The sequence below is a fragment of the Mesorhizobium sp. WSM4810 genome (assembly GCF_055811235.1).
This window is the reverse complement of record NZ_JBVVQV010000015.1, coordinates 170,813-182,175: the sequence shown is the minus strand read 5'-3', so window position 1 is coordinate 182,175 and position 11,363 is coordinate 170,813. Positions and strand designations below refer to the sequence as shown.

The window sequence follows — 11,363 nt, the reverse complement described above, 5'->3', positions numbered from 1 at the left end:
GAAGATCTTTTCCACGACGGACTGAAGGACGTCTACTACGCTGAGCGCAAAATCCTGGCTGCGCTGAAGAAGATGGCGAAGGGTGCCGAATCCGACGAACTGACCGCCGCATTCGAAAAGCACCGCGACGAGACCGAAGCTCAGATCGAACGGCTGCAGCAGGTCTTCGAGATCTTCGGCAAACGGCCACAAGCAAAGACTTGTCCCGCGATCGACGGCATCATTGAGGAAGGACAGGAGATACTTGAGGAATTCAAGGAAGCTCCAGCTCTGGACGCTGGGCTTGTGGCGGCGGCGCAAGAGGTTGAACACTATGAGATCGCCCGCTATGGCACCCTGATCACCTGGGCCGGACTGCTCGGCCTGAAGGATGCCGTGCCGCTGCTCGAGGAGACGCTCGAAGAGGAAAAGGCGACTGACGAAGCGCTGACGCAGCTTGGAGAGACCAGCGTCAACGAGAGAGCGATGCAGGAAGCTGCCTAGGTAATCGGCGCTTCGACGGAATCAATGAGCACGTCATGAACAATAGAGAGAACGCGCCTCCGGACGACGGCGGCGCGCCTTTGTCGCCGGTGCCGGCCGGCCGGGCGCCAAGCCTGCGGCAACTCCTTTTCGAGCCTAACATCTCTGTCACGTGAAAATCGATTGAACGAAAGCACGATCGCGTTCGTGCGCTTTGGGAATGGATGTAGCCCGTGTGGGAGGAGGCGGCTGTTTTTTTGCTTCCGGGTGGAACCCGATCTGGCGACAATGGTTCGGTGCGGCAACAAAGCGCTGTGCTGTCGGATCGGGGAGATCAATGCGGGAAAGACAAGCATTCACCGACAAAGAAAAACAAGACAGAAAAGAGCGCACGTCGGATGCTGCGCGAGAATTGATCGAGGTCGAGCGCGCGGCACGAGACGCAAAGACGGCTCGGCTTCGGGAACAACGACTGAGGACTGAAACCGCTCTTCCTCCGGCACCGAAACCGAAGAGGAATTGGAAGATCAAGAAGTCGTAATAGCCACGCTGCACCTGGCGCTCTTCAATCATCGGCGGCTGTCTCAAGGCGCAGTTTAATTACAGGCTGCAGCGGCTGGTGCTCGGTCCACGACCACCCTGATCCGATCCTTCGTTGTAGTCGTAGGCAGCGTCAGATAATTCGCTACGTTTGGTCCTCGCGAGCCCTGCCAATTGCTCTGGACTTCTCTAAGCCGCGGGTGGCGGATTTGTTCCGAACGTGCCTACCCTGGTCTTCAGGAAAACCGATGCAGATTGGGCGCGCAAATACACTGCTCATCGAAGCCGCCAGTGAGCTTGAGATCGAGAATGCGATTATCGACGGTAAGGCTTCCGGACAACGCCGGTCTACCGCCCAAAGAGTTGAAGAAACGGCCGGCGAAGCAGTGGGCCAGAGGCGTTAAGCTGCATATTAAGCACCTCCGCGACGAGCATGGCCATTATCCGACATGATTCTGCGCCGTGTATCAGCTACGAATCGGAACCGGTAGTTGGGAGCATTGGCGGGCCAAAAGGTGCTGCGGCTCTACCTACCTCCTTGGCCAATACACTTCACGTGTTCGGCGGCTGCTGCCGTTGGCGCTCAGCTTCGGCTGCATGCCATGCTCGGTCGATGGAGCCTTCCTCAGCCTTGTGGAAGTACTGCGAGCAAACTAGCCAGCCTTTGAGCGGTCTTAGCAATGCAACACACGCGCCAACGGTGAGGGGCAAGGTGGTGAGCGCATGCATCCAATAAGACGGCTCATACGTGAGCTGAAACCATAGTGCGAAAGCCAGCGCCGGGAACGCCACGATTGACATGGAAAAGAAGGCCGGGCCGTCAGCCGGATCGGCGAACGAGAAATTCAATCCGCATACATCGCAACTCCGCGCCAGCTTGAGATAGGTGCTAAACAGATGCCCCTGTTGGCAGCGCGGGCAACGGCCCCTGATACCAGTTAGGACGGGGTTGGTCGTTTCGTTGTAGGTCATCCTCAAAACCACATCACCGCGGCATTGTTACGAGGCAGGCTGCGTCCTCGTTGGATTTCGGCGACGAGAAGTAACTGGTTTTGCTCGCGCCAATGTCGCGTAGATAGCGCAAGCTTTAGGGGCTACCAGAACCCCTTAGGTCCGCTCGCCGAACTCTCTCCCGTTTCCAGGCGTCGGACGACGATCGTCGCGTGGAATCTGGATGACCTCCGCCTCGATGCGGCCGAACTCACGGCCAATTTGAAATGCCGCGTACAGCGCGCCAAGACTGATCAAGAATCGAAGCATTGAGATCTCCTTCGGCGGTAGAACTACACGGCCGGCAGTTAGTTCCACGGGTACGGAACCACAACGTTCAACATTCGTTGCCACTGACCTTGGGCCAAGGAGGACGCAACAGATGGCGGTCAAGAGTACGAGCGACGCGAGCCGAGTTAAGAAGGGTGCAGAACTAGAAGTTGAGCACCTCGCGGAGGTGACAGGCGTGACGCCCAAACAAGCGCGGGCATTGCTTCGCAAGCACGGCGCAGACTGGCAGCGGCTGAAGGACGAAGCTGAAGATTTGAAGAAGGAGGACTAGTCGGGTCGATCTTCGGCGCGATGCCCGCCTCCAAGCATGCAGTCGACAATCCGCGCCCGACGTCGATTTCAGTGATCTCCCAAGGCCTGGAGTCTCGTGCCGGCGATGCAGCCTGTCGCGAGGAAGGCGCATTGCAAACGCTGGAGTCGTTTTAGGCGGTGAGCCCGCCGCTAATAATTGTTGCGCGGTGGTTGCGATGTGAGGCACGCATATCCAAGGCGCAGGTAGGGCAGGGAACACATGGCCTGGCCCGAAGTTGGGGGTGCCAAAGGAGGAGAGGGATGGCGACCACGGCTTCGCAGCATCGCCGTTTTCCGACGTCCGCAGGTATTCTGCTGGGGCTTGGCCTGGGCGGGTTCTTCGATGGAATCGTGCTGCACCAGTTGCTCCAGTGGCATCATATGGCGACCAGCGCCGGCTATCCCGCCGACAGTGTTGAGAAGCTTAGGTTCAACACGCTTCTCGATGGCCTGTTCCACGCCGGCACATACATCTTCGTCGTGCTTGGTTTGGCCGTGCTTTGGCGCACCGCTCACAAATCTCATCTCTGGTGGTCGGGAAAGATGTTGCTTGGGACGATGCTCATGGGCTTCGGGATGTTCAACCTGGTCGAAGGGGTGATCAATCACCAGCTTCTCGGCATCCACCATGTCAACGAAACCGTCCCGCCGGACCAGTGGATCTACTGGGACATCGGGTTCCTGGTTTGGGGTGCGTTGATGCTGATCGGCGGCCTGGCGCTGGCTAGGCGGGGCAAACGGGAGACGCCAGGCGAGCCTCGCTAGTTTCCGGCACTGCACGCATGCACCGAACTGGTCGATCCGGATGCGCCGCTCGCTGCGGGAACAAATCACGCGCAGCGCGGTTCGGGGCACTTCAGCCATGGAGGGAAAAATGCGCAGAGTGTTGAATGCAGGCATTCCGTGCGCTCTTGTCGTTGTTGCCGCCAGCCTCAGCGCACTGTCGGATCCACTGCCGCCCGATACAACCTACCGACCATTGCCCGCCCGTCCATTCTCCGCCGTCAAGGCCGACGACGAAGCGCAGAAGCCGCGCGTGATGGCGCGCCAGAGGGCTTTGCTGGAGGAGCGATACGATTTGTCGGATCGCCCCATGCCAGGCGCAATGATGTCGGGCGGGACAAAACCTGTCCAGCACGGCGTCCGGGTCAAGCTGGCGAAGGGCCAGACCTGGCAGGGCCTGGCAGAGATGAGCCCTGGCGAGATCCGTGACCGCAACCTGCTGCCCAACGGTCTTCTGCCGCTGCCGCATGTCAAACAGGCGACCGGGGGACAGGTTTTTCCGGAAGAAGAAATTCGCGAGATCGGCCGGCAGGAGGGGCGTGATCTCCGACGCTTCGACGTCGATTTCGATCTTCCCGATCACCTTACGCCAGAGTTCCCGTCACCGATTTTCCTGACTACCCATCCGGAACTGGGCGACGTTTCCCGCGGCGAGTTGCTGACGATCCGCAACTACTATGAAATCATGAACGGCATCATCACGCCGGTTCAGATGGAAGGGCTGCGGCTTCTCCTGACGCCATTCCCGCAGGAGGAATTCAATCAGACCGAGGACCGCAAGGTGGCGGCGCAGAGCCTGGGCGTAACCTGCCTCGATTGCCATGCCAACTTCAACACCAACGCTGCCTTTCATCTGACGCCCGATGTCAGACCGCAGGCCGCGCGCTTCCGTCTTGACACGCCCAGCCTGCGCGGTCTGTTCAACCAGCAGATCCATGGGTCGAAACGGTCGCTGCGCTCGGTCGAGGATTTTACCGAGTTCGAGCAGCGCACCGCATACTTCAACGGCGATCATGTCAGCGCTACCAGGAAGGGCGTCAACCTGCCCGATCGTACAAACCAGGTGGCGATGATGGCGCAGATGCAGAACATCATCGATTTTCCGCCGGCGCCGAAGCTCGATCCGTTCGGCCGGCTCGATCCCGCCATGGCCAGCGAGCAGGAACTGGCAGGTGAGCGCGTGTTCATGGGCAAGGGCCGCTGCGCGCAATGCCATGTCCCGCAAACGTCGTTCATGGACAACAACATGCACGATCTGAAGCTGGAGCGCTTCTATAGACCGGGGCAGACCTTCAACGACATGGTGGAATTGCCGGACGGACCGATCAAGACGTTTACGCTTCGCGGCATAAAGGACACGCCGCCGTATCTGCATGATGGCCGTCTGATGACGCTCGCCGATACGGTGGAGTTTTTCAACCTGGTGCTCGGCACCAAGCTCACCCAGGACGAAAAGAACGACCTCGTTGCCTATATGCTCGCGCTTTGACACCCGGCTGGCCGACCGATCCCGGCACATCTTCGATGGAGGTTCTGATGCGTGTCTTTGCAACTGCTTTGGGATTGGCGGTGTTTTGCGCATCGCCTCTCTCGGTATCGCCCCTTTTGGCCCAGATCGGAAACCCGGCCGGCATGGCCCCGGATACCAGGATGGAGGCGCCGGGACAGCCGGCGCCTCATCAGACCAACTACCAGGACCGGCTGTTCGCGCAGCTCGCCGCCGCCGGCGGCGCAGCCGAGGTCGAATTCGGCAAGCTCGCGAAAAAGTCCGACAACTCCGCCGTCGAGGCATTTGCCGGTCGCATGGTCGACGACCACTCGGCGGCGAACGCGAAACTGAAATCTCTCGCTGAGACCAATAAGATCCCGCTGCCGGAAGAGCTCGACGAGGAGCACGAGCGGCAGCGGGCCGAGCTTGAAAAGCTCGACGGGGCGAAATTCGATATGGCCTATATCAGCGGGCAGATCACCGATCACCAGAAGACGGTGCAGCTGCTTGAATGGGAGATCGGGTCGGGACAGGACGCCGACCTTCAGCATTTCGCCTCGGAGACTTTGCCGACAGTGCTCGAGCATCTGCAACTGGCGCGCGACATCAAGGCGGAACTGGCAAGCCAGGCGATCGCCGACGACACCACGGCGCCGACCAAGCAGTAGCCCGCCGGCGGCAACATCAAGCTGTCTCCTGCATTATTCCTCGGCCAGTCCTCGTCGCGTTTTCTTGCGGCGAGCGGCCGCCCACTATCCCGCGCAGCGGTAGTCGGGAACAATCGAGCCAGACTGCCGTTTCGCAGTATCATCGCGGGAGGAGCTTTTGCAGCGGGTCGTATCAGGAGCTCTGGCAGGACTTGCGGCCACGCTGGCGATGACCATCGCCATGCGGCACCTTCATCCGTTGCTCGACGACCGGGACCGTTATCCTTTGCCACCGCGCGAGATCGTCGAGCGTGTCGCCACCGCCGGTGACGAGCAGGACGCGCGAACAAGCACGCTGCTTGCCCATTTCGGCTTTGGAGCCCTGACCGGCTCGATTTTTGCGCTTCTGCCCATGCGCCGTGGCAACGGCATCCTTTATGGCCTCGGCGTGTGGGCGCTCAGCTATCTCGGATGGATTCCCGCCGCCCATATCCTCGCGCCAGCCTGGCGGCACCCCGCCTACCGAAATCTTCTGATGCTGGCTGTCCATGTCGTCTGGGGCGCGACCCTCTCCAGATCTCTGAGCGAGCTCGAAGCCGCAAGCAGCGAAGTGTTTGGTCGGCCCGCCGGCCCAAGGGCGGCGATATCGGAAATTCGTGAGGAGCCAGGCTGATGGCTCCAGGGCAGCGGCTTGTAGATGCGACGGATATTTCTCGTTTTCCGTCCGGGCTCATTCGCGGGCCTACGCGTAGCGGTCGTGGCGGCGCACCCAGTCCATTCCCTCAGCTTCGTTGCGGCCCTTTGGCATCAGGTCGAGCATGGCGTAGGTGCCCATCATCACCTCCACACCGCGGCCGTAGGCGGAGTAGGTGTGAAAGACGGTGCCAGCCTCATCCTTGTAGAAGGCGCTCAGGCCAGGCCATTCCTCGCCGGTTTCCCGCCATTCGCCGTAGTTGTAGTCGATGTGCCCGGTGGCGACCTCTTCGGGCGTGAAACTGACCCGGAAATCGTAGTTGAACGGACTGCCGTTCGAGGACACCCATCGGAACTGCCAGCCCATACGTCTGCGGTAGCGCTCAATATCGGCCAGCGGCGCGCGCGAGACGGCGATCATGGTTACATCGTGATGCGCCAGATGCTTGTTCATGCCGTCGGTGTGATCAGCCATGAACGAGCAACTCGGGCAGCCTTCCTTCCATCCCGGCGCGAACATGAAATGTTGCACGAGAAGTTGCGAGCGGCCGTCGAAGAGATCGGCGAGCGCACGCGGACCATCCGGCGTGTCAAACAGGTATTCCTTGTCGATACGCACCCAGGGCAAGGCGAGCCGCTCGCGTGCGACCTTGTCGCGAAGCTGCGTGAGTTCCTTCTCCGCTCGCAGGAGGTCCCGGCGGGCGGTCAGCCAGTTATCGCGTGAAACGACAGCGTGTTGCATTGTCAGTCTCCTTGGGTTTGGGCGACGGAAGTGTTGCAGTGCTGCGAACGGGCGGAAAAGAGCTTCAGCCACGGCGATAGGTGAAAGAGGCTCATCAGCAGGTCCATCAGGGCCATGTCGTTGATCGGCATGAAGGCGAGGCGGCAGAGCACATGGTCATGCCCGCCGAGCCGACAGCAGAAATCCAGGCCATCAGGGCAAAGGTCGGTGCGGCGGCGAGCCCGAGCCGGCCGGCAAAATCGACCGCCTGCCCGAGCAACGAAGTGGCTTTCTCTTTTGCTGCAAACATCGTCATTTCCGGTCCTGCGGTCGAATTCGCCGTTTCCACGTTTTCGATAAAAAGACGCTATCTCGGGCAGCCGGAGAGGTGAGAGTTACAAGTGTGACGGGATTTCAATGTGGGGCTGCAAACGGACCTGCAGCAATCGCCTACCGCAATAATCGGGAGCGCGCATTAGCCCTCAATCCAACGCAATCTCACCGCGCTTGGCCGACACGGAAACGAATGAGACGACTCCCGGTTGTTGGCAGGGTTGACCCAATGCAGTCTTTCAGCGCGAGCGTCGCTTGCTGGAGCTGCGTTGGTCGGTCGGAGGCCAATGGTGTTTCTAATGGAACGCTAATATACATGGACGCTCGAACGAGCAGCGCCTGCCAAATACCTGGGGAACGCCATGCGAAGCCTCGTCTTCACGATGTGTATCGCCACCGCAACTGCCGCCAGCGCCCATGATTGGTACGAGGACAGGATTGACCCACTGACGAAATTCAAGTGTTGCGGTGGCTCTGATTGCCGCGCCATACCTCGGTCGTCGGTACGGTCCAGGATAGACGGTGGTTACACTTACTTGCCGCATAATTTCAACATCCCACGGGACCGTGTGCAGGAATCGCCGGACGGCCAATACCACATCTGCGAGAGTACCTACGTCGTCACTAATCAGCTGTATTGGCGTTGCTTTTTCGCACCTCGCGCAAATGTCTCTCTAATTCTCCCACATTAAGACACTGCCTGAATTCCTTGCCGCCCGGACAAGTGTAGCTGGACCAGTCCCAGCGCTTCGGCCGGAGAAGCAGCTGTTGTGATCGATCATCCGGGGAACATTTTCGTCAACCTTCAATTAAGCAGAGAAGCTGGTTTGGAGCAGATCAATGGGCATTTTTTCCGACCTTGATAAGAAATTGACGGAAAATCTCTACGCGCACGGTAACGACCTCGTCGATCCTGCTGCGGATCTCCCAGAGAGCGTCGAGGAACGGGTCGAACTGTTGATGCCGTTCGTTCAGCCCGAGGCTCGCGAGTTGGTCCGCTCGCAAATCCTTGGTCTCATTCATGAGTACAGGAATGAGGATTCCGCCCCATCGCGTTAGAGACCTTGGTCATGCGGCGCCGGGAGGACAATCGTGTGGGAGCAACGCTGCAAGCGCGCACCATGGACAGCAGTAAACGTCGCCACCTTCGACTTGAACGCCTATGGTCATCATCAACCTTGAGCAGCTGGCCGAAAGACGTGTGCTTTCGCAGCGCCGGAAAAACATCGACGGCGTGGAGGAGATACGCGCCGAATAGAACGGCGACGATCTCGTGGCTGCCGGAGATCGGGGTCCGATGAGAATTCTCGTTGTTGGAGCTACCGGCTTGATCGGCGCTTCGATCTGCGCCCGCCTCGTCTCCGAAGGACATGAGGTGGTCGGCATCGCGCGTAGCCCGCGGGCAAATGCCGCCCGAGATTACCAGACATTGGTGCTGGATATGGCAGCCGCGCTACGCCCTGAAGATTGGCTGCCGCATCTGACTGGCGTCGATGCCGTGGTGAACTGCGCCGGCGTTCTGCAGGACAGCCCGCGCGAAAAGACCGGGCAAGTCCATCGCGATGCGGCGGCGGCTCTTTTTCTCGCCTGCGCGCGGGCCGGCGTTGCCAAGGTGATCCACTTCTCGGCAATGGGAGTGGATCGGGCACAGCCTTCGTCGTTCTCGGCGACGAAATATGCCGGGGATCAGGCGCTGATGGCGCTTGACCTGGACTGGATAATCCTTCGCCCTTCCGTGGTGCTCGGCCGGCCTGTGTTTGGAGCCAGTGCATTGTTTCGCGGTCTGGCCTCGCTGCCGATCCTGCCGTCAATGCCAGATACCGGCCGGCTGCAGGTCGTGCAGCTCGAGGATGTGGTCTCGACGGTGCTCTTCTTTCTCAATCCCGGCAGTCCGTCTCGTCTGGCGCTGGAACTCGCCGGTCCCGAACAGCTGACCATGGATGAGATTGTCGGTACTTTCCGCCGCTGGCTCGGCTGGGCTCCTGCAGCCAGGCTGGTCTTACCGGGCTGGGGTGCGCGGCTTCTCTATCGCCTCGGCGATTTTGCCGCGATGCTCGGCTGGCGGCCCCCAATGCGCACCAATGCCGCCAGGGAGATCGCACGGGGGGCGCTCGGAGATCCGTCGGACTGGATTTCCCTGACCGGCATGCGGCCACAAAGCCTGGCGCAGTTCCTCGCGCTCAATCCTGCGACGGTGCAGGAGAAATGGTTTGCCTGGCTTTATTTCACAAAGCCTGCAATTTTCGTCGTGCTGCCGTTCTTCTGGATCATGACAGGGATTGTTTCGCTGACCACGGGCTACGGCAACGGCATCGGCCTCATGCAAAGCACGGGGGCTGGCATGTTGTCGGCGCCTGCCGTGATCGCCGGCGCTCTTGCCGACATCGTCGTCGGCGCACTCATAGCCTGGCGGCCAACGGCGCGAAAAGGCCTCTACGCCGGCATCGCGCTGTCGCTGTTCTATCTGGTCGTGGGCACTTTCCTGCGCCCGGACCTGTGGAACGAACCACTTGGGCCATTCCTGAAGGTCTTGCCGATCATCGTCCTTCACTTTGTTGCCTTGGCGATCCTGGAGGAGCGCTGATGCTTTATTTCGTGCTGAAGTTCCTGCATGTCATCGGTGCCAGCGTGCTGCTTGGCACCGGCGCCGGCATCGCGTTCTTCATGCTTCTCGCCCACAGGACCGGCAATGCGGCAACAATTGCGGCAGTGGCGCGCATCGTAGTGGTCGCCGACTTTCTCTTCACGGCAACTGCCGTCGTGGCGCAGCCGATAACCGGCGTCGCGCTCGCCTGGCTGGCGGGCTACTCGCTCTCCGAAGGCTGGATCGTGCTGTCCATCGCGCTCTATATCGTCACCGGTGTGTTCTGGCTGCCGGTGGTATGGATGCAGAGGGAAATGCGCAATCTGGCGTCCGAAGCCGCCAAAACGGGGGCCCCGCTGCCGGCCCGGTATACCAGGCTTTTCCGGCTGTGGTTCGCCTTCGGCTTTCCCGCCTTTGCTGCCGTCCTCGGGATTTTCTGGCTGATGATCGCGCGGCCGACGATCGAGTGGTAACGCCTTGCCGCGACAGATGTCGTGGCTTCGATTTCGGCGCTGGAACATCTTTCCCATGAATGCGTTCGGCGCGGATGGATCAACCCGCGCGCAAACGCCGACATTCAGCCTCGTCCGCGACTGAAGCGGATGTTCTCATCGTTGGCGGTGGACCTGCGGGGCTGGCGGCGGCTATCTATCTCGCCAGGTTCCGTCATCGGGTCGTCGTGGTCGACGCGGGTGAACCGCGCGCGAGGCTGATTGCGGAAAGCCGCAACTGTCCGGGATTTCCGGAAGGGATCAGCGGCCCCGATCTTCTGCAGCGGCTTCGTTCCCAGGCCGCCAAGTTCGGAGCGACACTGATCCAGGATCACGCGTCATCGGTCGAGCCGACCGTAGGCGGGTTCGGCGCCGAAACCAACGGCGGGCGGATCGTCGCCCGAAAGGTATTCCTGGCGACAGGTATCGTCGATGTCGTGCCTGCAATTCCGCGTCTGCGCGAGGCCATCGCCAAAGGCAGCGTACGCCTTTGCCCGGTTTGTGACGGCTACGAAGTCATAGATCGTCAGGTCGCGGTCATCGGTCACGAGGCGCAGGTGCTGCGAGAGGCCTTGTTCCTCAAGCAGTATACGCAGCACGTCACAATGATCGCACGCTATCTTCCAGATTTTTCCGCCAGCACACGACGCGTGGCCACGGAAGAGAACATTGCTATTTGCGACGCATTCAAAAAGTTTGTTCCCACCGACAGCGGCTACCAGGCCATCCTCAAGGACGGCGAGGTGCGCCATTTCGACGTCATCTATCCGGCGATGGGATGCCAGGTGCGTTCCGACCTTGCGCTGGCAATGGGCGTCAAATGCTGCGACGAGGGCTATGTCATCGTCGACAAGCATCAGCGGACTTCGGTCGAGGGGGTGTATGCCATCGGCGACCTGGTCAAGGCTCTGAACCAGATCGCAGTCGCCTTCGGCCAGGCTGCGATCGCTGCGACAGATGTTCACAATGACCTGGCCCTCGGCTACGAATAAGGCCCTGAACATTAAAGGGCACAGATATACGGTAGGCGGGGCGAGCGGGATGGCAC

At 60.3% G+C, this 11,363-nt stretch carries 15 protein-coding genes; 11 read left to right on the top strand and 4 right to left on the bottom strand.

The genetic code is table 11. The features are described 5' to 3' along the window. Positions 1–483 (top strand): YciE/YciF ferroxidase family protein (locus AC0L3O_RS21850; RefSeq protein ID WP_473616554.1); only part of this gene is annotated, 483 nt, incomplete at its 5' end. Between the two features lie 147 nt (positions 484–630). Here the strand turns inward: AC0L3O_RS21850 and AC0L3O_RS21845 are convergent. The 3 genes from AC0L3O_RS21845 to AC0L3O_RS21835 form a co-directional block, all read right to left on the bottom strand. Beyond that, complete coding sequence (locus AC0L3O_RS21845) at positions 631–1,035, bottom strand: hypothetical protein (RefSeq protein WP_473616553.1); 405 nt, start codon at positions 1,033–1,035, stop codon at positions 631–633. A 519-nt stretch (positions 1,036–1,554) separates the two neighbouring features. Further along, positions 1,555–1,974, bottom strand: coding sequence for a DUF983 domain-containing protein (locus AC0L3O_RS21840; RefSeq protein WP_473523392.1), 420 nt, complete (start codon positions 1,972–1,974; stop codon positions 1,555–1,557). A 135-nt stretch (positions 1,975–2,109) separates the two neighbouring features. Next, positions 2,110–2,262, bottom strand: coding sequence for a hypothetical protein (locus tag AC0L3O_RS21835; protein WP_287052267.1), 153 nt, complete (start codon positions 2,260–2,262; stop codon positions 2,110–2,112). 112 nt (positions 2,263–2,374) lie between these two features. On the opposite strand from AC0L3O_RS21835, the gene AC0L3O_RS21830 reads away from it, so the two are divergent. The 5 genes from AC0L3O_RS21830 to AC0L3O_RS21810 all read left to right on the top strand — a co-directional run bounded on the left by AC0L3O_RS21830 (position 2,375) and on the right by AC0L3O_RS21810 (position 6,166). Then, entirely contained in the window at positions 2,375–2,554 is a 180-nt protein-coding gene (locus AC0L3O_RS21830; RefSeq protein ID WP_128247528.1) for a DUF3606 domain-containing protein, read from the top strand. 281 nt (positions 2,555–2,835) lie between these two features. Next, the gene (locus AC0L3O_RS21825) at positions 2,836–3,339 is read left to right on the top strand and encodes a DUF2243 domain-containing protein (RefSeq protein ID WP_287052269.1); all 504 of its coding nucleotides are present in this window, start codon (positions 2,836–2,838) and stop codon (positions 3,337–3,339) included. Between the two features lie 109 nt (positions 3,340–3,448). Further along, the gene (locus tag AC0L3O_RS21820) at positions 3,449–4,846 is read left to right on the top strand and encodes a cytochrome B6 (protein WP_473616551.1); all 1,398 of its coding nucleotides are present in this window, start codon (positions 3,449–3,451) and stop codon (positions 4,844–4,846) included. Between the two features lie 47 nt (positions 4,847–4,893). After that, complete coding sequence (locus tag AC0L3O_RS21815; protein WP_473616550.1) at positions 4,894–5,514, top strand: DUF4142 domain-containing protein; 621 nt, start codon at positions 4,894–4,896, stop codon at positions 5,512–5,514. Positions 5,515–5,671: 157 nt separating this feature from the next. Beyond that, on the top strand, positions 5,672–6,166 hold the full coding sequence (locus AC0L3O_RS21810; protein ID WP_287052275.1) for a hypothetical protein: 495 nt from the start codon (positions 5,672–5,674) through the stop codon (positions 6,164–6,166). 69 nt (positions 6,167–6,235) lie between these two features. On the opposite strand, the gene AC0L3O_RS21805 is transcribed toward AC0L3O_RS21810, so the two are convergent. After that, positions 6,236–6,928, bottom strand: a complete 693-nt coding sequence (locus tag AC0L3O_RS21805; RefSeq protein WP_473616549.1) for a DUF899 domain-containing protein — start codon at positions 6,926–6,928, stop codon at positions 6,236–6,238. A gap of 80 nt (positions 6,929–7,008) precedes the next feature. On the opposite strand from AC0L3O_RS21805, the gene AC0L3O_RS21800 reads away from it, so the two are divergent. From AC0L3O_RS21800 to AC0L3O_RS21780, 5 genes are all read left to right on the top strand, one after another. Continuing rightward, positions 7,009–7,299 (top strand): hypothetical protein, encoded by a 291-nt coding sequence (locus tag AC0L3O_RS21800; protein ID WP_473616547.1) that lies wholly within the window; start codon positions 7,009–7,011, stop codon positions 7,297–7,299. Positions 7,300–8,080: 781 nt separating this feature from the next. Next, positions 8,081–8,299: a hypothetical protein gene (locus AC0L3O_RS21795; RefSeq protein WP_236388317.1), complete on the top strand. Its 219-nt coding sequence runs from the start codon at positions 8,081–8,083 to the stop codon at positions 8,297–8,299. Between the two features lie 238 nt (positions 8,300–8,537). After that, positions 8,538–9,824, top strand: a complete 1,287-nt coding sequence (locus tag AC0L3O_RS21790) for an SDR family oxidoreductase (RefSeq protein WP_473616546.1) — start codon at positions 8,538–8,540, stop codon at positions 9,822–9,824. After that, positions 9,824–10,297 (top strand): DUF2269 family protein, encoded by a 474-nt coding sequence (locus AC0L3O_RS21785; protein ID WP_473535176.1) that lies wholly within the window; start codon positions 9,824–9,826, stop codon positions 10,295–10,297. Before AC0L3O_RS21790 ends, AC0L3O_RS21785 begins: the two co-directional genes overlap by 1 nt. 59 nt (positions 10,298–10,356) lie before the next feature. Further along, positions 10,357–11,307, top strand: a complete 951-nt coding sequence (locus AC0L3O_RS21780; protein ID WP_245268704.1) for an NAD(P)/FAD-dependent oxidoreductase — start codon at positions 10,357–10,359, stop codon at positions 11,305–11,307. Positions 11,308–11,363 lie beyond the last annotated feature (56 nt).